The sequence below is a fragment of the Arthrobacter sp. P4_F10 genome (assembly GCF_056401435.1).
In genome coordinates, this window is record NZ_JBFUJJ010000008.1 from 59,419 (window position 1) to 80,956 (window position 21,538).

Genomic DNA, 21,538 nt, shown 5'->3' on the forward strand with positions numbered 1-21,538 from the left:
GCCCCTAGTGCACCACGATCGGCTGGAAACCCTCGGCGCGCAGCGCCGCAAGGACCTGGCTGCAGTGCTCGTGGCCCTTGGTTTCCAGGTTGACGGTGATGGAGACGTCGCCCATGCTGATGGAGCCGCCCACCCGTGTGTGGTCCAGGCCCGTGACGTTGGCGTCGTTTTCGGCGATGATGCGGGCGATTGTGGCCAGCGAGCCCGGACGGTCGTCCAGCATCATCCGCACGGTCATGTACCGGCCGGCGGCGGAGAGGCCGCGCTGGATGACCTTGAGCATCAGCATGGGGTCGATGTTGCCGCCTGAGAGAACCACCGCAACGGTTCCGGGGTTTTCGATCTTGCCTTCCATGAGCGCCGCGACGCCGACGGCCCCGGCGGGTTCCACCACCATCTTGGCGCGTTCCAGCAGGAAGATCAGTGCCCTGGCCAGGGCGTCTTCGCTGACCGTGACGACGTCGTCGACGAGCTCGCGGATGATGCTGAACGGCAGCTGGCCCGGCCGGCCCACGGCGATGCCGTCCGCCATGGTGGAGACCTTCTTGAGCGGGACGAGGGCGTCGGCGGCGAGCGAGGGCGGGTAGGCGGCGGCGTTCTCGGCCTGGACGCCGATGATGCGGATGTCACGGCCAAGTTCCTTGGCGCGTGCCTTCACGGCAACGGCAACGCCTGCGAGGAGGCCGCCGCCGCCGACGCCCATGAGGATGGTATCGACGTCGGGGACCTGTTCGAGGATTTCCAGCCCCACCGTCCCCTGGCCGGCGACGACGTCGACGTCGTCGAACGGGTGGACAAAGACGGCGCCGCTTTCGTCGGCGTAGCGCTTGGCTTCGGCCAGCGCCTCGTCCACGTTGTGGCCGTGCAGCACCACCTCGGCGCCGTGGCTACGGGTGGCGGCAAGCTTGGGCAGTGCGACGCCGAGCGGCATGTAGATCCGGGCCTTGATGCCGAGGCTCTTGGCTGCGACAGCCACGCCTTGGGCGTGGTTTCCGGCGGAGGCCGCCACGACGCCGCGCTTCTTTTCGGCGTCGGAGAGCTTGGCCATCCGCACATAGGCGCCGCGGACCTTGAAGGAGCCGGCGCGCTGCAGGTTTTCGCATTTGAGGAAGACCTCGCCGCCCACCGTGCTGCCGAGGGCCCGCGATGATTCCACGGGCGTCCGCGTAATAATCCCGTCGAGCAGCTTCTGCGCCTCCAGGACAGCGTCCAGCGTGACGGGCAGGCTCTCAAGGGTATTCACGAACTGTTCTCCTTCTTCGGATCAGGCGCTGGTGCCCCGTCCGGCATCGCTGCCTGGAGCACCGCTGTTGGGTGCGGCGCCCTCGCGGCCGGGGGTTCCGCCCGGCAGGTGGACGTCTGTGAAGGTGGCGTCTGCGCCGGGTTCGAGGGCAGGGCTGCCCTCTGGTCCCGCGGTTGCCAGCACTTCATCATGTTCCCACGTTCTGCCCGCGATGTAGCGAATCGACGAGTTTGCTACGGCGAGGATCGGAACGGAGAACAGTGCGCCGGGGATCCCGGCGAGGTAGGAGCCCGCCGCGACGGACAGGATCACGGCCACGGGGTGGAGGGAGACGGCCTTGCCCATGACGAGCGGCTGCAGGATGTGGCTTTCGAGCTGCTGGACGCCGAGCACGATCGCCAGCATGATCAGGGCGTTGACGGGCCCGTTGGCGACCAGTGCCAGCAAGACGGCGATGGCGCCCGTGACCAGCGCACCGACCACCGGTATGAAGGAACCGAGGAAGACCAGCACGCTCAGCGGCAGCGCGAGCGGCACGCCAATGATGGCGGCGCCGACGCCGATTCCCACGGCGTCCACGAACGCGACGAACATTTGGATGCGGGCGTAACTGACCATGGAAGTCCAGCCGCGGCGGCCCGCACCGTCCGTGGCGCGGCGCGCCTTCCGGGGCATGAGGCTGACGAGGAAGGCCCAGATCCTGTCGCCTTCGAGCAGGAAGAAGATCAGGATGAACAGCGCCAGGACCAGGCCGGCGGCGAAGTGCCCGGCCGTACTCCCGAACGTCAGGGCCCCGCTGAGGATGCTGCTGCTGTTGTTCTGCAGCGCGGCGGTGGCGTCCTCGATGTACTTGTCGATCTGTGCGGCCGTCAGGTGGAGCGGGCCCTCGGACAGCCAGGTCTGGACCTGCTGCACGCCCGTGAGCGCCTGGGACCACAGCTCGCCGAAGCCCTGCATGAGTTGGCGCCCCACCAGGGTCAGGGCACCGACGATGATGCCGATGAAGCCGAGCACCGTGATGGCGACGGCGAGCCCCTTGGGCACGCTGCGTTTGGCCATCCAGCGCACTGCGGGGCTGAGGAGCCCTGACAGGAGGGCGGCCACCATGACGGGGATGATGAGGAAGCTGACGTGGCTCAGCATCCAGACCAGGCCCCCGACCAGCAGCAGGATCAGCCCGGCGCGCCACGCCCAGGCGGCGGCGATCCGCACACCGTAGGGAATGTCCTGGTCGATCTCGCGGTCGGTCCGGGGCCGGGCCCCGGCACGCGCCCCCGTTCCGGCCGCGGAAGGGGAAGGGCTTGTGGCGGGTACGGCGTCCTCAGCTGGCGTCATAGCCCCATGATTCCGCAGCGGCCGGTTAATAGGAAACCAGCAACCAGCAACCAGCAACCGGCTGGTGGGGCCGGGCCGCGGGGCCGGTTCCCCGGCCGCCCGGTCAGCCCCTGGGGTCAGCCCCTGCCGTCAGCGAGGCCGAGATGCCCCAGGTTATGGAGAACTGCTCCCCCGGCGCGAGCCAGCGCAGGCCCGCGCCGCTGTTGAACGCGTTGGCGGGCCCGGTCATCGGCTCGATCGCGACCGCCTTCGACCGGCCCGGAAATTCGGTCGTTACGAAGACGTGGACGTAACCGCAGCTGGCGTCCTGCCATAGGCTTACGGTCCGCCCGTCCGGTGAGCTCAGCGTGTGCCGGGCGATGCCGCCGTCGAAGTCCAGGTCCGTATAGGCCGAATCGAGGTCCAGGGTCCGCACCGGCCGGCCGCCGCGCAGATCGAAGTCGCCGCTGACCGGCTCGGTGCTGCGCGGGATGAGGCGGTCATCGGCGACCAGCCGGGTCCGGGCGTCCACGCTCACGGTGAGGTCCTCGCTGGGCACGTCGCCCAGCCGCAGGTACGGGTGCGCGCCAAGCACGAACGGCGCTGCGTCCTGGGAGTCGTTGATAAGGGTTTGGCGCACTACCAGCCCCAGGTCCTCCGCCAGTTCGTAGCGGACCCGGTGCCTGAGCAGGAACGGGTAGCCGTGCTGCGGGAAGACCGCCGCTTCCAGGGTGACGGAGAACTCGTCCTCGTCCACGAGGTCGTAGGAGGAGTTCCGCAGCAACCCGTGGCTGGCGTTGTTGCGGGAGGCCTCGGTGATGTCCAGCTGCAGCTTCTTGCCGTTGAGGTACCAGACACCGTCTTCCACCCGGTTGGCCCACGGTGCCAGGGTGATTCCGGTGGCGCCGGGCGGAATGTCGGCATCGCCATAGCTCTCCGTCAGGGCAGTGCCTCCGCGGCTGTAGAGCCGCAGGCCGGCGGCGAGTTCGGTGACGACGGCCAGGGCGTCGCCGCGCCGGAGCTCGTATTGCCGCCCGGTGGCGTACCGCCGCATGGTTTCATCGGGGCCGGAGGCCAAGGGGGTCGCTGAGAGATCCATGATGACCACCGTACAGACCCGCCCGGCAACCCGTATACCTTGGTTCCATGACTTCCAGCAGCGCAGGCGCCAGGCCATGAATCCTCCCCTGGACAGCAGCGGGCTCGCCGCCCGGTTTGAGGCGGTCTTCGGTGCCCGGCCCGACGGCGTGTGGCGGGCACCGGGACGGGTCAACCTCATCGGCGAGCACACCGATTACAACGAGGGCTTCGTCCTGCCGTTTGCCATCGACCGGGCGGCCCGGGTGGCCGTCAGGGTCCGGCCGGATTCCACAGTGCGGTTGCTCTCCACGTTTGGGAACCAGGGGCTGACCACCGCGGACACCGGTTCGCTGGCCCGCGCCAGCGCCAGGGGCTGGACAAAGTACCCGCTGGGGGTCATCTGGGCCCTGCAGCAGCAGGGCCTGCCGGTTCCCGGCGTGGACCTGCTCCTGGATTCCGATGTCCCCCGCGGCGCCGGCCTGTCCTCCTCCCACGCCATTGAATGCGCCGTGATTTCGGCGCTGAATGAGCTCATGGCCGCGGGCCTCTCCGCGCAGGACATGGTCCTGGCCACCCAGCGGGCGGAAAACGACTTCGTCGGCGCGCCCACCGGCATCATGGACCAGTCCGCCTCGCTGCGGGCCACGGCCGGCCACGCCGTCTTCCTCGACTGCCGGGACCAGAGTGTCCGGCTGGTGCCGTTCGACGCCGACGCCGCGGGGCTGGTGCTGCTGGTCATCGACACCCGGGTTTCCCATTCCCACGCCGACGGCGGGTACGCGGCCCGGCGGGAATCGTGCGAACTCGCCGCCGAGGTCCTGGGCGTGCCGGCGCTGCGCGACGTCGGGTTCGAGGACCTCGAGGAGGCCAGCGGGCTCCTGGACCCGGAGACGTTCCGCCGCCTCCGGCATGTGGTCACCGAAAACGACCGCGTCCTGCAGACGGTGGAGCTGCTGGACACCATGGGCCCGGCTGCCATTGGCCCCCTGCTGGACGCGTCCCATGCCTCGATGCGCGATGACTTCGAGATCTCCTGCGCCGAGCTGGACCTTGCCGTGGACACGGCGCGGTCCGCCGGCGCGATCGGGGCCCGCATGACTGGCGGCGGCTTCGGCGGTTCCGCGATCGCACTGACCCCGGCGGGATCGGAGCAGCAGGTGCGTGCCGCCGTCGAACGGGCCTTCGCCCGGGCCGGGTACGCGGCGCCGGAGGTCTTCAGCGTCAGTCCTGCGGCCGGGGCCATGCGCGTGGCATAGGCGGGGCGTAGTCTGGGCGCATGCCAGAAGCCGTCATCGTTTCCACTGCCCGAAGCCCGATCGGGCGCGCGTTCAAGGGGTCCCTGAAGGACGAGCGGCCTGACGATCTCGCCGCCGCCATGGTCACGGCGGCCCTCGCCGGGATTCCGGCGTTCGATGCCGCCGCCGGGCCGGGCCGTGGCCTGGACGACATCTATCTGGGGTGCGCCGAGCCGAGCGGCGAGGCCGGCTCCAACATGGCCCGGGTGGTCAGCATCCTGGCCGGGCTGGACAACGTTCCGGCCGCCACCATCAACCGTTTTTGTGCCTCCAGCCTGCAGACGCTCCGGATGGCATTCCACGCCGTCAAAGCCGGCGAAGGCCAGGCGTTCGTGGCCGCCGGCGTGGAGGCGGTGTCCCGCTACCGGGAATGGGCCGGTGCCGGCGAGACCGACGCGAGCACGCACAACCCGCGATTCGAGGCGGCCCGCAAACGCACCGAGGCCCGCGCGGGCTCCAACACACCGTGGACCGACCCGCGCCTGGGCGGCCGGATGCCGGACGTGTACATCGCCATGGGCCAGACGGCGGAGAACGTCGCCACAAGCTACGGCATCACCCGCCAGGAGCAGGACGCCTGGGCGGTGCTCAGCCAGAACCGGGCCGAGGCGGCCATCGCCTCCGGGTTCTACGCCCGAGAAATCACCCCCTACACCCGCGCTGACGGCACGGTGATCGACCGCGACGATTCGCCGCGTCCCGGCGTCACCGCGGAGGCCGTGGGTGCGCTGCAGCCGGTCTTCCGCAGCGGCGGCACCGTGACGGCCGGGAACGCGTGTCCGCTCAATGACGGGGCCGCCGCCGTCGTGGTCATGAGTGACGTGCGCGCCCGCGAGCTGCGCCTCGAGCCGCTGGCCCGGATCGTCTCCACCGGTGTCAGCGCCCTGTCCCCGGAGCTGATGGGCATGGGCCCGGTGGAAGCGACCCGCCGGGCGCTGACAATCGCCGGGCTGACCATCCGCGAGATCGACCTCGTGGAGCTCAACGAAGCGTTCGCGGTCCAGGTGGTGGCCAGCGCGCGGGAGCTCGCCATCGATCCGGAGAAGCTCAACGTCCACGGCGGCGCCATCGCCCTCGGCCACCCCTTCGGGATGACCGGAGCCCGCCTGACCACCACGCTGCTCAACGGACTCCGCACCCGCGACGCCTCCCTCGGCCTGGCCACGCTGTGCGTCGGCGGCGGCCAGGGCATGGCGGTTGTGCTGGAGCGGCTCAGCTGACGGTGGGCAACTGACGCATTGCAGTTGACGCATTGCAGCTGGCTGCCGCAAACGCGAGGAGCCCCGCCGTTAGGCGGGGCTCCTCGTTAGGAAACGGTGTTCAGGGACGACGGCGGTTACTCGTCACCGCGGAGGATGGCCAGCAGTCGGATGATCTCGACGTAGAGCCAGACCAGCGTGACCGTGAGGCCGAAGGCGGYGGTCCAGGAGAAGCGCTGCGGGGCTCCGGCGCTGATGGCCGCCTCGATGGACGTGAAGTCCATGATCAGGGAGAAGGCGGCCAGGCCGATCGCCAGGACGCCGATGAAGACGCCGAGCGGGATGCCCATGATCTCCATGCTGGTGCTCAGGCCAAACGGCGTGGTCACGGCCCCGGTCATCATCATGAACATGTTGACCAGCGCGAACACCGCATAGCCGATCAGGGCAATCATGAAGAACCGCATGAGCTTGGGCGTCGCCCGGACCTTGCCGCTCTTGAACAGCACCAGCGTCACGGCGAAGACGGAAAGCGTCCCGACGACGGCCTGGATGCCGACGCCCGGGAACAGGTTGTCAAGGATGCGGGTCAGGCCGCCGAGGAAGAATCCTTCAAGCAGGGCGTAGGCCAGGATCAGCCCGGGGGACGGCTGCTTCTTGAAGGTGTTGACCATCGCGAGCGCGAAGCCGCCGAGGGCTCCGAGGATCATCAGCATGGATCCGGTGCCCTGCGGGACGGCGAGCGCCACTGCGGCGCCGACCACCAGGATGCCGAGGCACCCGGYGGTCTTCATGATGACGTCGTCGTACGTCATCTTGCCGATGTCAGCCGGGCCGGCCGCCGGGCGGTTGTACAGGTCCTGGAGCTGTTCCTGGGTCATGCCCTGCTGCGCAGAATTCCACCCGCCCTGGCCCGGGGCCTGACCGTAGGGGTTCTGGCCGTAGGGGGCCTGACCGTAGGGGTTTTGGCCGTAGGGGTTCTGGCCATACGGGGCCTGCGGGGCAGGCGGTGCCTGGGTGGCTTCGCGGAAATTCTTTCCGCTGAAGATCGGGTTTCCGCCAGATGCCATTGCGGGTGTCCTCCAAGATAAGGGGGTGGATGATGTTCCGGTGCGATGCGGACTATACGAAAGGGAGTTTTATATAGTCACGCTACCAATTCCCACGGCCGGCGGGGAGGGATAGTTCCCTCAGGGAGCCGCCGCAACCGAACCGTGACCTAAACCAGCGGGATATTCAGCCCAGGAAGCCCGCATGGACGCCGGCCGTTTTGGGCGTGCCGGGCGCCCGGTGCGCCGCGCACCGGTGCCGGCTGCCAGCACGGCGGATTGTCCGTCGTCGCGGAAATCGTCGAGCCGCTTCGACGGATCCCCCTTCGGCTCCGGGAGCGGGCCGGGAACCGGCACCGGCGTTCCCGTGCCGCTGTTGACAATGACGTCGTCGATGTAGATGTCGGCCATTTGCTGATCGTGTTCGGAGCCAAGCTGGACCGTGTCGAGTGTCGTCGCGGAAATGCTGACTGTGCCCGCGTAGACGGAACGCCCGTCCCACCAGATTTGGACGGTGGTCCCGGGACCGTTGGGGACCACGTGCATGACCAGCCGGTGCCAGGAGTCAGTGGGGACGTCCCGCCGCAAAGTCGTGTAGGCGAACCCCGCGGGTGACGAGGTGCGGAGCACCAGCTCATGGGAGATGTTCTGCCGGAAAACGTCCAGGACCCGGACGCCGCCGGAAAAGAACCGGAAGTAGGGAACATTGTTCCCTCTCATTCCCTCAGCGGCGATATTGAACCATCCGTCCGCATACGCCTCGGTGTTTCCGGGGGTCAGGCCCACGGTCAGCCTCGCGATGGAGCCGGACCCGGCGGTGGTGTGCAGGCGGGCGGCACAGTTACCGGAGTGCGACAGCCCGGTGGACACCGAGGCATTTCCCGTCCCGGCCGTGGAGACGCCGAATCCGTCCAAGGTGCCAGCTTCAAAGGTGGAGGCCGCCGCCATGATCCCCGGATAGGGGTCGGTGAGTGCATCTGTCGAGGGCACGCAGGCCTGCGCCCCGGCGGGCTCGGGGCCGAGGCTGAGCGCCGGAAGGCCCAGGATCGCCAGCACAAGCGAACCTGCGAGGCACAGCTTCACCACCCGGTTCATCAGTCGGCCCTCCAAGATCGGTTCAGGCGCTCTTCGCACGATAACGCCGGAGGACTTGGAAAAAGCTTGGATTTGCTGGTTCGGCACGCCGGAGCGGATGTGCCCGGCGGGCAGTACCGGCACCGGGTTGGCCGGGCAAACCGGGGACCGGACCGGCCACTGTTTAGGCATACTCGGAATCAACAAAAGTTTTCTTTAGCGGGGCTACAGCGAGGTACTCCCGCGACTACACGGTTGTTACCCGATCGCGACGTTCTGCCTGCTCGCAGCGGCATTCTTTGCCTCGCCCGGGCTGTAGCATAGGCCACACAGGGTGACGGACATCACAACAATGGATCGTATTGCGAGACGCTCGTCCCCTGACCGTTCGCAACGGTTGCAAAGGCGCAACCCACAGCACCCCCATGTGGAGGTTTTCAATTTGAGAAGCACAACGAGCGGCCTGTCGCAGAGACGGCGCGGCAGACTACTGAGGGCTGTGGGGGCAGTATTTGCAGCCATGGCTGCGCTACTGCTCATCGTGGCCCCGGCGTCCAGCGCCACGACCCCTTCGCCGACACCATCCCCGTCGGCCACCCAGTTCACCAACAGCATCAGCGGCTTCTTGCGCGGCGACGACCGCGCACCGATCCCCGGGGTAACCATCACCGCCACGAGCGGCGATTTCACGGGAACCACGAAATCGGGACCCAACGGAGCCTGGACCATTGGCGTCCCCACCCAGGGGACCTATGAGGTCAAACTCGACGAGTCCACGCTGCCGGAGGGCATCAAGCTGGCCGAGGGCCAGGAGAACCCCCGCAACGTCACCTTCAGCCAGACCTCAAACCTCTCGGTAATCTTCACCTTTGGCAAGGGCATTGTCGTGGAGCAGCAGAACTTCATGCAAAACCTGCTCAACCGGCTGGTGGCAGGGCTGAGCTTCGGCCTGTTGCTCGCCCTCGCGTCCGTGGGCCTGTCCCTGATCTTCGGCACCACCGGCCTGACGAACTTCGCCCACGGAGAAATGGTCACCCTCGGCGCGGTACTGGTGTTCGCCTTCAACCAGATGCACCTGCCGTTCTGGCTGGCCGTCGTCCTGGCCGTCGTCGGCGGCGGATTGTTCGGCTACGTCCAGGACGCGGGCCTGTGGAAGCCGCTGCGGCGCCGCGGAACCGGGCTTGTTCCGATGATGATCGTCAGCATCGGCCTCGCCCTGTCCGTGCGCTACATCATCCAGTTCTATTTCGGCGGCGCCACCCAGCAACTGCCGTTCGCCCAGAGCGTGGAAATCCTGATCGGCCCGATCTCCATCTCCCCCAACAACCTCTTGTCCCTCCTCGTCAGCGCCGTCGTGATCGCCGCCCTCGGCGTCGTCCTGCTCAAGACCCGCCTCGGCAAGGCCACCCGCGCGGTGGCCGACAACCCGGCGCTGGCCGCAGCCTCCGGCATCGACGTCGACTCCGTCATCCGGATCGTCTGGGTGGTCGGCGGCATGCTCGCCGCCCTCGGCGGCATCCTCTGGGCCTACTACCGGCCCGGCGTCACCTTCGACATGGGCTCCCAGATCCTGCTGCTCATCTTCGCCAGCGTCACCCTCGGCGGCCTCGGCACGGTCTGGGGCGCCCTGGTCGGTTCCATCATCGTCGGCATCTTCGTTGAGCTGACCACCGTGTTCGGTCTCGCAGCCGACCTCAAATACGTGGGAGCGTTGTTCATCATGATTGTTGTCCTCTTGTTCAGGCCTCAGGGCATTCTGGGCCGCCGCGAGCGCGTGGGTTAGGAGACAGCCATGGATTTCGGATTCATCTTTTCCAGCGCCGCCGGCGAGCTTTTCAGCCCGACGACAGCTGCCTACGCCCTGGCCACCCTCGGCCTCGCGGTCCACTTCGGCTACACCGGCCTGCTCAACTTCGGCCAAGCAGGCTTCATGGCAGTGGGGGCCTACGGCTTCGCCATCTCCACCCTGACGTTCCATGTGCCGTTCTTCATCGGACTGCTCATCGCCGTCGTCTGCTCCGCCATCTTCGCCCTCTTGCTGGGCATCCCGACGCTGCGGCTCCGGGCGGACTACCTGGCCATCGTGACCATCGCGGCGGCCGAAATCGTGCGCTACATCGTCACGACCAACCAGCTGACCGCCATCACCGGCTCGGCCAACGGCCTGGCCGCCTTCGAGGGCGATTTCTACGCCATGAACCCCTTCCCGCCGGGCACCTACATCGGCATGAACAACCGCGACTTCTTCATCCGGGTGGTCGCCTGGGCAGTCGTGGCCATCTTCTGCGTCATTGTCTGGCTGCTGATGCGAAGCCCCTGGGGCCGGGTCCTCAAGGGCATCCGCGAGGACGAGAACGCCGTCCGCTCGCTCGGCAAGAACGTTTACGCCTACAAGATGCAGTCCCTGATCATCGGCGGCGCGCTCGGTGCCCTGGCAGGCATGATCTTCACGATTCCCCGCGGCGCGGTGCAGCCGGCCAACTACGGCACGGAACTGACGTTCTTCCTCTACACCTGCCTGCTGCTCGGCGGCCTCGGCACCGTGCTCGGCCCGGTGGTCGGCGCCATGATCTTCTGGGTGGTGCTCTCGCTCACCCAGGGCATCCTCTATGGCCTGATCGAGTCCGGCACCATCACGTGGCTGAACACGGTCCAGGCCGGGCAGCTGCGCTATATCCTGGTCGGCGTGGCGCTCATGCTGCTGATGATCTTCAGGCCCCAGGGCGTTCTCGGCAATAAGAAGGAGCTGGCATTCGCATGAGCAATCCAAGCGAAGAGTCGCGCGCAGAGAGCATCGACTACATGACGGACACCCGTCCGATCGCTGCCGGAGAGATCGCGCCCGGCTGCAAGAAGCGTGATCCGATCGTGGTGGCGGAAAACGTCACCCGCAGCTTCGGCGGCATCAACGCCGTTGACGTCCAGTACCTCGAGATCCCGCGGCACAAGATCACTGCACTGATCGGCCCCAACGGCGCCGGCAAGACCACGTTGTTCAACCTCCTCACGGGATTCGACACCCCGAACTCGGGTACATGGCAGTTCGAGGGCAACAACATCGCCGGCGTCTCCTCGTACAAGGTTGCCCGCATGGGAATGGTGCGCACGTTCCAGCTCACCAAGGTCATGGGCAAGCTCACAGTCCTGGAGAACATGCGCCTCGGCGCCTCCAGCCAGTCCGGCGAACGGCTGTCCAAAGCCTTGTTCAAGGGCATCTGGGGCGGCCAGGAAAAGAAGATCACCCAGGAAGCCAACGTGCTGCTGGAGAAGTTCAAGCTGGACGCCAAGAAGGACGACTACGCGGCGTCGCTGTCCGGCGGGCAGCGGAAGCTGCTGGAAATGGCCCGGTCCCTCATGGTCCGGCCCAAGCTGGTCATGCTCGACGAGCCGATGGCCGGCGTCAACCCGGCGCTGACGCAGTCTCTGCTGGACCACATCAAGAACCTCAAGGCCGAGGGCATGACCGTCTTGTTCGTCGAGCACGACATGAACATGGTCCGCCACATCGCCGATTGGGTGGTCGTGATGGCAGAAGGCAAGATCGTGGCCGAAGGGCCTCCCGCCGAAGTCATGAAGAACCCCGCCGTGATCGACGCCTACCTCGGCGCCCACCACGACGTGGATCTGGGCGATGCGGAGGGCATCAAGGAACTGGCCGCGGAACTGGTCGCCGACGAGGAGTCGATTGTCGGCACTGAAAACGCCGGCATCATCTCCGCCGACGTCCTCGCCACTGAGGCGGAGGAAGCGGCGAAGAACGGGACGACGCGTGGCCGCCGCAGCGCCGGCGAGCCGAACCGCGCCGAAGAGCCGAACCGCACAGAGAAGGACACAGAATGAGCGCCACCAGCGCGGCAGCGGCCGCCCAGCCCGCCTTCGACGGCGACTCGGTCGTGAAGGTCACCGATCTGGTGGCCGGCTACATCCCCGGCGTCAATATCCTCAACGGCTGCAGCATCGAAGCCCGCAAGGGTGAGCTGATCGGCATCATCGGCCCCAACGGCGCCGGCAAATCCACGCTGTTGAAGGCCATGTTCGGCCTGGTCAAAGTCCACTCCGGCTCGGTAGTGGTCCGCGGGCAGGACATCACCGGGCTCAAGGCCAACAAGCTCGTCAGCAAGGGTGTCGGCTTCGTTCCGCAGAACAACAACGTGTTCGCGGCCCTGACCATCGAGGAAAACCTGCAGATGGGTATGTTCCAGCGGCCCAAGGACTTCGCCCAACGGTTCGACTTCGTCACCGAGCTGTTCCCGGAGCTCGGCAAGCGGCGCGCCCAGCGGGCCGGCTCGCTCTCCGGCGGCGAACGCCAGATGGTCGCCATGGGACGGGCCCTCATGATGGACCCGGCCGTGCTGCTGCTCGATGAGCCCTCTGCAGGCCTCTCCCCTGTCAAGCAGGATGAGACCTTCCTCCGGGTCCACGAGATCAACCGGGCCGGCGTCTCAGTCATCATGGTGGAGCAAAACGCGCGCCGCTGCCTGCAGATCTGCGACCGCGGCTACGTGCTGGACCAGGGCAAGGACGCGTACACGGGTACGGGCCGGGAACTCATGAAGGATCCCAAGGTCATCCAGCTCTACCTGGGAACGCTCGCAGACACTGTGGAATAGCGCTTCGGGCAGTATCCCCGCAGGGGCCGTCACCAGCCGGTGGCGGCCCTTCTGCGTGCCCGGCGTAGGTCGCTCCGGACTCGGCCCCGGTTGGTACCGTCCGGGCGCCTCCGCAGCCACGTGCTCGGCTCCTGCGCTCCCGGCAGAACGACGACGGCGTCACGCGGCGCAGAGTCTTGTGCGGGCACACGGCGGGCTGAGGCGGGTTCCCGCCGTCGGGCGCCCCGGCACCCCTCGAAAGCCTGCTGTGCGTGACGCCTTGGCCCGCCCTGCCGCTCCGCCCCGCTCCCCCGCACGCAAAAGACCCCCGTCCGGACTGGACGGGGGTCTTTTGCGTGTCGGTGGGAAGCGGCTTACAGCTTGCCGAATTCTTCCTTGGCCGGCTTGTAGGTGTTGTCATCCTGGTACTCGTAGATGCCGATGTAGGCTTCCGTGGGGTCGCCGGCGTCGGAGAACGACACGGGGCCGGACTGGCCGTCGTAGTCGATGTCCTTACCGTTGCGGAGCAGGGTGACGCAGGTGGGGAAGGTGTTGCACTTCTCGCCGCCTTCAGAGACTGCCTTGAGCTGGGCCGCGATGTCAGTGCCCTTGGTGCTCTTGGCGGCCTCGGCAGCCAGTGCGACCAGGTTCACGGCATCGTAGGACTCACCCGCGTAGCTGTAGTCCTTCAGCGCCGGGTCGATCGCCAGGAGCTGCTTCTTGAAGTCCTCCTTGGCGAAGGTGCCCGGGATGGTGCCCTGGGCGCCCTTGAGGGTTCCCGGCTGGAAGTCCTTGCTGTAGTCGGACATGTTGCCGTCCACCATGAAGATCTGGGTCGGCTTGACGCCCTTGCCCGTCATCAGCGGAACGATGCTCTTGGCCTGGTCGAAGGTGATCAGGGCAATGGCGTCCGGCTTGGCGGCCAGAACCTTGTCCACCTGGCTGCTGAACTGGGAATCGCCCTCATTGAAGAGCTCCTGGGCAACAACCTTGCCGCCGGCTGCCTCGAAAGCGGCCTGGACGTTCTTTGCAAGGCCGGTTCCGTAGGCGTCGTTCAGGACGATCATGCCGACCGTCTGGGCGCCACAGGTGGCCATGTAGTTGCCGAGGACCTTGCCCTGGAGCACGTCCGAGGGGGCGGTGCGCCAGTAGAGGCCCTTGTCATCCCACGCGGTGAAGTCCGGCGAGGTGTTGGCCGGGGAGAACTGGACGACGCCTGCACCGGTGATCTGGTTGATCACGGTCTTTGAGACACCCGAGGAGGCGGCGCCGACGATGGCGCTGACGCCCTGTCCGAGCAGTGCCGTGGTGGACTGGGTGGCGATGTCGGTCTTGGTGTCGCCGGAGTCACGGTGGATGACCTCGACAGGCTTGCCCAGGACGCCGCCGGCGTCGTTGACCTCCTTGATGCCGAGGTTAACACCGGCAATTTCGGGCGGGCCGAGGAAGGCCAGCGAACCTGTCGTCGGCAGGAGCGAGCCGATCTTCAGGGGCGTGGGGGTGGTGGTGGCAGAAGCGGGCACGGTGCCCGTTTCGCCGGCAGCGCTGGTGCCGGCGCCGGTGGCGCTGGGTGCCGGGCACGCGATGCCCGCGGCCGCGGCTGAGCTGGATCCCGTCGAACTCGGGGCGGGTGAACCACCGCAAGCCGTAGCCAGAAGGGCGACGCCGAGGCTAAGCACTGTGAGCTTAGCGATGCGGGGCGCAACCTGGGGGAGTGAAGTCATGTACAAGCTCCTCGATCTAAAGGTGCGAACGGCCTTTGACGCGAAAGATCAGGTGTTCCTGATTCCACTTCAAGCTAGTGCAATTTCGACGTGAAAATAAGTGACTACGGTCACATCCTTATAACACTCGTTGCATAGAGGAAATCTGGAGGGTTACGCGGCGGTTTCTGGGCGGCGCGCAGCAAAGTGCCCCAGGTGGGACTCGAACCCACAACACGCGGATTTTAAGTCCGCTGCCTCTGCCAATTGGGCTACTGGGGCGCCCGGTCAATGGTATCCCGTCGCCGGACGGATCAGCCCGAAAAAGGGCCGGCGTAGCGGAAGGTGCCGCTGACGCCGCCGGGCCAGACGGCGAGCGGCAGCAGCTGGAAGTGCGCGCCCCAGCCGGCCTCCGGTGGTGCCACCCCGAGCGATGTGGACGGTACAAAGCCGAAGCGGGAGTAGTAGTCGGGGCTGCCCAGCAGCGCGATCCCCCGCTCCCCCGCGGCGTTGGCCCGCGCCACGGTTTCGTTCATGAGCGCGGTGCCGATGCCGTGGCGCTGCAGCCGGGGCACCACCCCGATCGGCCCGAGCCCGAGCAGCTCCAGTTCGCCCACCCAGCCGCGGGTACTGATCACGTGCCCCACGATTTCGCCGTTGAGTTCGGCAACGACGCTGAACTCGGGGAGGTATTCCTGGCTCTCGAACAGCTGGGCCAGCAGCTTCACCTCTTCGGGTTCGCCGTCCACGTGATGCCCCGTGACGGGTGAAATGGCAAACGCGGCGGCTGTCAGGGCGAGGATGGCCGGGCGGTCCGCCGGTTCCTCGCTGCGCAACACGAGGTCCGGTGCCGGCTTGTGCTCCCCATGGTCTGCGACCAGTTCGTGCAGAATCTCCAGAGCACGGTCGGCGTCGGCCACGGGGACCAGCAGGTGGTCATGGTGGAAGCCGGCCAGGACGTTGCAGCTGATCTTCGCCTCGGTCAGGGCGGCGCTGACGGCTGCCGTCAGGCCGATCGCCTCAAGCGACGAGTGCACCTGGAGCGTAATCCACGCTGCGACGAAGTCGTAGGAGAGCCCCAGGCTGTCTGCTTCGTCCCGCGGCAGCACAACGGTCAGCCCTTCCGCCTCGCGGACGGCAGCCGCGATTGCCCCGGCCAGGGGTCTGCCGTGCGGCCACAGGGCGTAGACGTAGTCGCCCTCGCGCAGTTCGGGGTGCATGGTGGCCAGGAGGGTGTGCAGGTCCTTTTCAGCTGTCATGGAGCCAGTCTAGGCGCGGGGCCCTGCGCACCTGCCCCTTCCCGGCGCCCCCGCGGCTTCCGGCAACGAAAACGGCGGCTGCTCCCCCGGAGGGGAACAGCCGCCGCCGAAAGCTCGGATCAGGCTACTTGGAGTCGGCCGGAACAGCTTCCTTGGTGTCGTTTTTGGCTTCAGGCTTGGCTTCGGCCTTGGCGGGTTCCGGAGCAGCGGCCGGCTTCGGGGCCGGCGTCGCTGCGGCCACGAAGGCGCCGCGCGGGTTGTCCAGGTCCATCAGCTGCGTGGTGTCGCGGCCCAGGAAGAAGGCCCACAGCCAGCCGGAGATCACGCGGATCTTGCGCTCCACGGTGGGGATGGCCATGCCGTGGTAGCCACGGTGTGCCAGCCAGGCCAGCGGGCCCTTGAGGCCGATGCGGCCAACCAGGTTGATGTTGGCCACGCCCTTCCATTCGCCGAAGCCGGCGACGGCGCCGAGGTTCTTGTGCTTGTAGTCCTTGAGCGGCTTGTCCCAGCGGGAGGCCCACAGGTTCTTGGCCAGGCGCTTGGACTGGCGCAGGGCGTGCTGGGCGTTCGGCACGCAGGTGCCGTCCGGCAGGCCGCTGCCCGTGAGGTCGGGGACGGCAGCGACATCGCCGGCAGCCCAGGCGTTGTCGATGATGCCCTCGTCGCCTGCGATGCGCAGGTCGGCCAGGACGCGGACGCGGCCGCGCGGCTCGAGCGGGAAGTCGGTGGAGCGGACCATCGGGTTGGCCTGCACGCCGGCAGTCCAGACCAGGGTGTCAGTCTCGAATTCCTGGGCCGGGCTCTTGTCCGGGAGGTTGATGAGCTTCAGGGAACCCTCGGCGTTGTCGAGGGAGGTGTTCAGCAGGACCTCGATGCCGCGGCTGCGGAGGTGTTCGACCACCCATACGGCCTGCGGTGCCGTGACCTCGGGCATGATGCGGCCCATGGCCTCGACCAGGACGAAGCGGACTTCCTCCTGCTTGACGCGCGGGTTGTTCTTGACCGCGGCGCGGGCGAGGTCTTCCATTTCGGTGATGCACTCGATGCCGGCGAAGCCGCCGCCGACGACGACGAACGTCAGGGCGCGGGCGCGCTCAACGGGGTCCGTCATGAGGGAGCCGGTCTCGATGCGCTCGAGAACCTTGTTGCGCAGGGCGACAGCCTCTTCGATGGTCTTCAGGCCGATGCCCTTTTCCGCGAGGCCCTTGATGGGGAACGTGCGGGTGATGGCGCCGGCGGCCAGGACGACGTCGAAGTACGGCACCTCGAAGGTGTCGCCGCCGTCGGAGGGTGCGACCACTGCCGTGCGGTTGGCGTGGTCGATTGAGGTGACGCGGCCCTGGATGAGCTCCGTCTGCTTCAGGTGCTGGCGGTGCGAGACGACTGCGTGGCGCGCCTCGATGTTGCCGCCGGCAACTTCCGGCAGGAAGGGCTGGTAGGTCATGTAGGGCAGCGGATCCACGAGGGTGACAATGCCACCAGCATTCGCGATCTTTTTCTGAAGTTTAAGGGCTACATACAGGCCGACGTACCCGCCGCCGACGACGAGTACCCGGGGACGGTCCTGGAGCTGAAGGGAGGATGCCATGCGTCAAGAATACAGTAGTTTGTGAAAACCTTCACTAACTACGACGGGTTGCTGGAGTCCACCGGGTTGGCGGCCCCGGGTTCGGCCTTGGCCGGACCACCGGGCCCGCGCTTCGGCGGCGTTCGCATGGCGGCCCGCAACTGGACGGCAGCGGCCACTACGATTCCCACGAGCAGGCAGCCGAAGCCCAGGACGACGACGGCCRGCAGGGCGCTGTTCAGCTGGGACGGCTTCTCCGCGACCGGCACGGTCGCCTCGGGCAGGGTGGGGACAGCGCTGGAGGGCGCGGCCGCCGCCGCCGGTGCTGTCGTGGCGAGGTTTCCCCGCCGGTGGACGCGGATCCAGTCCGAAATCGACCCCAGCGGATTGACCTTGGTTTCCGGGACATCGGCCTTGAGGGCGGCCTCGGCGTTCAGCACCCCGAAGCCGTAAAGCGGATCCTTCCCGGGCGCCCCGGCGTCCTTGGCCGTGCTCACGATCCTGTTGATGACCTGGCTCGCGGACATTTCGGGCCATTTGGAGCGGATCAGGGCAGCGACGCCGGAAACGATGGGTGTGGCCCCGGAGGTGCCCGCCCACTCGGCATAGCCGCCGCCGGGCATGCCGCCGGCCAGGTCCTCGGCGGGAGCGGCGACGCCGATGCTGATGCCCTGGGAGGAGGAGTCGATACTGGCCGCGCCGGCGCGGTCCAGACCGGCGACCGTCAGGACGCCGGGAATCGTGGCCGGCGCGCCGACCTGGACGTTGCCGCCCACGCGGTTGCCCGCGGCGGCGACGATCACGACGTCCTTCTGTTCGGCGTAGAGGAAGGCCGCGTCCCAGCTCTGCGGCCATTCCGGTGACGTGCTGCCGAGGGAGATGTTGATGACGCGGGCGCCGTTGTCGACCGCCCAGCGCACTGCCTCCGGGATCTGGTCCTGGTCGCTCTTGCCGCCCGGGTTGGCGGAACCCAGCCAGGTGGAAACGGACAGCAGCTGGGCTTCCGGGGCGACGCCGACGATCCCGTCCGGGCCAACTACAGCCCCGGGTGCGGCGCTGGCAGTTGGTTTGGCGGTCGCGTCGGGCGCCTGATGCCCGCGCCCGGCGAGCATGGTGGCCACTAAGGTGCCGTGTTCGGGTTTGGCCCCGATGCTCGCCTGGCCGTTGGGATTGCCGGCGCCGGAGATGTCGGTGCCGCCGGCAAGCACGCCAGCGAGGTCCAGATGCTGGCCGTCGATGCCGCTGTCAATCACGGCGACTTTGACGCCGGCTCCCTTGGATACGTCCCAGGCTTTGGTGATGCCGGACTCGGCGAGCCAGTATTCCTTATCCCGCCAGGAGTCGGCGTAGGCGGGCGCGGCCAAGGTCAGCGCCGCCGTAGACGCTCCGCCGGCAAGGGCCAAGGCCATCAACGCGGAGGCGGTCCGGCGGCGCCGGGCTGTTGCTCTGGTCATTCAGGTCCTATCGGCGGATGCACCAGCGGCAAGGCGCGCGCGGAGGCACAACTGCTGGGGCGGGATCATCGGATGCTGAGGGCAATTCCGTCAAGAATATCGTGTTCACTGCTCACGGCCGTGGTGATGCGCCCGCCCGTGACATCGGCCAGGCGTTGCAGGATCCGCCGCCAAACGAGGCCGCCGGCGCCGATCACATCCACCCGCCCTGGGTGCATGTACGGCAGCGCGGCCCGCTCCTCCCGGGTCATTTCGAGCAGCTCGGTGCATGCCTTCCGGACCGCGTCCAGGTCCAGTTCGGTGCCGTGGATCGCGGCCGGCGAATACTCCGGCAGGCGCAGCGCGTGCGCCGTGATGGTGGTGACGGAACCGGCCACGCCGACGACGACGGTGGCGCGTTCCAGCGGAACGGTCCGTGCCGCCTCGCTGATGGCGGCGTCGACGTCGGCCTCGGCCGCTGCGATCTGCTCCGGCGTGGGCGGATCGCTGCGCAGGTGCCGTTCGGTCATCCGGACGCAGCCGACGTCGACCGAGCGGGCGGCGATGACGCCGCCGGCGTCGCCCAGCACAAACTCCGTGCTTCCGCCGCCGAGGTCGACCACCAGCACGGGGTCCTCCCCGCGGGAGGGCAGGACGCTGCTGGCGCCGGCGAAGGACAGCGCGGCTTCCTCGTCTCCGGTGATCACCTCGGGCTCGACGCCGAGGATGGCGCGGATGCCGTCGACGAAGACCTGCCGGTTGCTGGCATCGCGGGTGGCGGAGGTGGCCACGAAGCGCACTTTGGCTGCGCCGTGCTCGCGGATGAGGGCGGCGTAGTCCCGGGTCGCGGCGAAGGTGCGCTCAAGCGCTTCCTGGGCCAGTTCACCCGTAGAGTCCACGCCCTGGCCCAGCCGGACCACGCGCATTTCCCGCACGATGTCGGTCAGCCGCGGTGTGGGCTGCCCGGTTGCGCCGCCTGCGCCAGCATCTGGGTTCGCATCTGCGTTCGCATCTGCGATGAGTAGGCGGATCGAGTTGGTGCCGCAGTCGATGGCCGCGACCCGGGTCATCTGGACTCCCCCGTGCCGGCGGCGCCGGCATTCTCAGCAGCGCCGGCGTCGGCGGCGCCGCGGGACTTGCGGACCGGCGCGGGCCGGCCCACGATCTCCGGCAGGCCTTGCGGACCATGGCGGCTGAGGTCCCGGGACGGGGCCTCGCCGCCGGTGTCCCAGGCGCCGTCGCAGTAGCAGCGGTCCACGGTCCACCATTCGGCGATGGCGGCGATCGACTCGTCCCCGAGCGGGTTCACTCCCGGGCCCGCGGCCAGCGAGTGCCCCACGAGGACGTGAAGGCATTTGACGCGCGTCGGCATTCCGCCGGCCGAGACGCCGTCGATTTCCGGAACGGCACCGATGCCGGAGCGCGCGCCGATCTCGGCACGGGAGACCAGGTATGCCTCGTGGGCGGCACGGTACCGGTCCGCGAGCCCGGTGTCCGCGGCGAGCCGGTCGTTCATTTCGTTCATCAGCCCGGCGGCCTCCAGCCGCGATACCGCCGAGGTGATCACCGGGTGCGTGAGGTAGAACGTGGTGGGGAACGGCGTACCGTTGCTGAGCCGCGGCGAGGTGGCAGCCACGAGCGGGTTACCGCAGACGCAGCGGGCCGGGATTTCGACGACGTCGCGCACGGGCCGGCCCAGCTGGCGGCTCAGGACCTCGAGGTCGTGCGGCGACGGCACGCGGGAGGCCTCCGGGACGCTTGCCCTGTGCCGTGGCGCCGACGTCGGGGCGCCGTCGTTCTCGTCCGTTCGGTTCTGGTCCACTCGGTTCTCGTCCACGGGAGTGGCACCTTCCTGCCCTGTTCCGGATTGTCCGCGGGACAATCCCGGCGGCGGGCGCCGCTTCTAGTCTGTTGCCGATCGCCTGATGGACTCCCAGAGGGAGTCCACCCACGGCAGGTTGGCCGGGTCTTGTGCTGATGCTGCACCCGCCGTGCCACTGGACTGTGCGGCAGGAAGATCGCTGCCGAATACCCAGTAGCCCGTCTCTCCGGGCATAACCATGTTAATGCGGTCGCGGGCCTGCTGTTTCACGTAGTTGGGATCCTGCCACCGCGAAACCTGGCGTTTGAGGTCCTCCTGCTTGGTTTGCTTGGCCGCGATGTCGGCCTGCAGCGCCGCGATTTCGGCGCGTTTGTCGAGGAAGATCTTGACCGTGGGGGCCAGCAGGATGGTGATGGCAATCATCACGACGCCGAGCGCAAGCAGCCGGCCCGAGAACGCCTTGGCGGGCACCGGGTCGAGGGATTCGTCCGCACCCCCTGCGGCTGTCCGGCCCGTGGCCTTGCCGCCAGCCTTCCCGGGTGCCGGCCGGGTTGCCGGTTTCGCGGCGGATGCTGCTGGTGTTGTTCCAGGTGCTGCTGCAGGCCGGCGTTTGCCGGCGGCGGGAGCTGCGGCGCCGGAACCGTTGGCGGCTGCCTTGCCCGCTGCGGGGGCAGCCGCACGTGGAGAGGCAGGCGAAGCGCCGGAGGGCGCGGCCGGCGTCGGAGCGGCGCTGCGGGAGCCGCCAAAGTCCGCCTGGATGACTTCGCCGCCGTCGTCTGCCGCCCCCAAGCCTGTGCCCGCGGGTTTGGCGGCCGCAGGCGTAGCCCGGGGAACATTGGGGCGTCGGGTAGCCATGTCACTCCTTCAAAAGCGGACCAAAAACAGAACCGGTGGCCATGGTCTTTCAACCA

At 67.8% G+C, this 21,538-nt stretch carries 18 protein-coding genes and 1 tRNA gene; 6 read left to right on the forward strand and 13 right to left on the reverse strand.

Annotated elements, in window-relative coordinates; all coding sequences use genetic code 11:
- Positions 1–4: 4 nt before the first annotated feature.
- The 3 genes from ilvA to AC1DR1_RS11035 all read right to left on the reverse strand — a co-directional run bounded on the left by ilvA (position 5) and on the right by AC1DR1_RS11035 (position 3,656).
- Positions 5–1,243, reverse strand: coding sequence for a threonine ammonia-lyase (gene ilvA, locus AC1DR1_RS11025; RefSeq protein ID WP_229992879.1), 1,239 nt, complete (start codon positions 1,241–1,243; stop codon positions 5–7).
- A 21-nt stretch (positions 1,244–1,264) separates the two neighbouring features.
- Complete coding sequence (locus tag AC1DR1_RS11030; protein ID WP_476992580.1) at positions 1,265–2,578, reverse strand: AI-2E family transporter; 1,314 nt, start codon at positions 2,576–2,578, stop codon at positions 1,265–1,267.
- A 103-nt stretch (positions 2,579–2,681) separates the two neighbouring features.
- Positions 2,682–3,656: an aldose 1-epimerase family protein gene (locus AC1DR1_RS11035; protein ID WP_476992581.1), complete on the reverse strand. Its 975-nt coding sequence runs from the start codon at positions 3,654–3,656 to the stop codon at positions 2,682–2,684.
- 76 nt (positions 3,657–3,732) lie between these two features.
- Between AC1DR1_RS11035 and galK the strand changes: the two genes are divergently transcribed.
- Entirely contained in the window at positions 3,733–4,893 is a 1,161-nt protein-coding gene (galK, locus tag AC1DR1_RS11040; RefSeq protein ID WP_476992582.1) for a galactokinase, read from the forward strand.
- Between the two features lie 20 nt (positions 4,894–4,913).
- Positions 4,914–6,152, forward strand: coding sequence for an acetyl-CoA C-acetyltransferase (locus AC1DR1_RS11045; RefSeq protein ID WP_476992583.1), 1,239 nt, complete (start codon positions 4,914–4,916; stop codon positions 6,150–6,152).
- 116 nt (positions 6,153–6,268) lie between these two features.
- Here AC1DR1_RS11045 and AC1DR1_RS11050 read toward each other — a convergent pair whose 3' ends face one another.
- Positions 6,269–7,201, reverse strand: a complete 933-nt coding sequence (locus tag AC1DR1_RS11050; RefSeq protein WP_476992584.1) for a Bax inhibitor-1/YccA family protein — start codon at positions 7,199–7,201, stop codon at positions 6,269–6,271.
- A gap of 120 nt (positions 7,202–7,321) precedes the next feature.
- Positions 7,322–8,275, reverse strand: a complete 954-nt coding sequence (locus tag AC1DR1_RS11055; protein WP_476992585.1) for a hypothetical protein — start codon at positions 8,273–8,275, stop codon at positions 7,322–7,324.
- A 499-nt stretch (positions 8,276–8,774) separates the two neighbouring features.
- Between AC1DR1_RS11055 and AC1DR1_RS11060 the strand changes: the two genes are divergently transcribed.
- The 4 genes from AC1DR1_RS11060 to AC1DR1_RS11075 are packed head-to-tail and all read left to right on the forward strand — an operon-like array spanning position 8,775 to position 12,864.
- Entirely contained in the window at positions 8,775–10,037 is a 1,263-nt protein-coding gene (locus tag AC1DR1_RS11060; protein ID WP_476992586.1) for a branched-chain amino acid ABC transporter permease, read from the forward strand.
- A 9-nt stretch (positions 10,038–10,046) separates the two neighbouring features.
- Positions 10,047–11,015, forward strand: coding sequence for a branched-chain amino acid ABC transporter permease (locus AC1DR1_RS11065; protein WP_229992886.1), 969 nt, complete (start codon positions 10,047–10,049; stop codon positions 11,013–11,015).
- On the forward strand, positions 11,012–12,094 hold the full coding sequence (locus AC1DR1_RS11070; RefSeq protein ID WP_229992887.1) for an ABC transporter ATP-binding protein: 1,083 nt from the start codon (positions 11,012–11,014) through the stop codon (positions 12,092–12,094). Before AC1DR1_RS11065 ends, AC1DR1_RS11070 begins: the two co-directional genes overlap by 4 nt.
- Positions 12,091–12,864, forward strand: a complete 774-nt coding sequence (locus AC1DR1_RS11075) for an ABC transporter ATP-binding protein (RefSeq protein ID WP_476992587.1) — start codon at positions 12,091–12,093, stop codon at positions 12,862–12,864. The genes AC1DR1_RS11070 and AC1DR1_RS11075 overlap by 4 nt, the downstream gene beginning before the upstream one ends.
- A 353-nt stretch (positions 12,865–13,217) precedes the next feature.
- Here the strand turns inward: AC1DR1_RS11075 and AC1DR1_RS11080 are convergent, their stop codons facing one another.
- From AC1DR1_RS11080 to AC1DR1_RS11115, 8 genes are all read right to left on the reverse strand, one after another.
- Complete coding sequence (locus AC1DR1_RS11080) at positions 13,218–14,567, reverse strand: ABC transporter substrate-binding protein (protein ID WP_229992889.1); 1,350 nt, start codon at positions 14,565–14,567, stop codon at positions 13,218–13,220.
- Between the two features lie 187 nt (positions 14,568–14,754).
- A tRNA-Leu gene (locus AC1DR1_RS11085) sits at positions 14,755–14,828 on the reverse strand.
- Between the two features lie 32 nt (positions 14,829–14,860).
- Entirely contained in the window at positions 14,861–15,805 is a 945-nt protein-coding gene (locus AC1DR1_RS11090; RefSeq protein ID WP_229992890.1) for an N-acetyltransferase, read from the reverse strand.
- A 124-nt stretch (positions 15,806–15,929) separates the two neighbouring features.
- A complete protein-coding gene (locus AC1DR1_RS11095; RefSeq protein WP_229992891.1) occupies positions 15,930–17,393 on the reverse strand; it encodes an NAD(P)/FAD-dependent oxidoreductase in 1,464 nt (487 codons plus the stop codon).
- 38 nt (positions 17,394–17,431) lie between these two features.
- Complete coding sequence (locus AC1DR1_RS11100) at positions 17,432–18,826, reverse strand: S8 family serine peptidase (RefSeq protein ID WP_476992588.1); 1,395 nt, start codon at positions 18,824–18,826, stop codon at positions 17,432–17,434.
- 65 nt (positions 18,827–18,891) lie between these two features.
- Complete coding sequence (locus AC1DR1_RS11105) at positions 18,892–19,875, reverse strand: Ppx/GppA phosphatase family protein (protein ID WP_229992893.1); 984 nt, start codon at positions 19,873–19,875, stop codon at positions 18,892–18,894.
- Positions 19,872–20,543, reverse strand: a complete 672-nt coding sequence (locus tag AC1DR1_RS11110; RefSeq protein ID WP_229992935.1) for a DUF501 domain-containing protein — start codon at positions 20,541–20,543, stop codon at positions 19,872–19,874. The genes AC1DR1_RS11105 and AC1DR1_RS11110 overlap by 4 nt, the downstream gene beginning before the upstream one ends.
- Positions 20,544–20,708: 165 nt before the next feature.
- A complete protein-coding gene (locus tag AC1DR1_RS11115; RefSeq protein WP_229992894.1) occupies positions 20,709–21,482 on the reverse strand; it encodes an FtsB family cell division protein in 774 nt (257 codons plus the stop codon).
- Positions 21,483–21,538 lie beyond the last annotated feature (56 nt).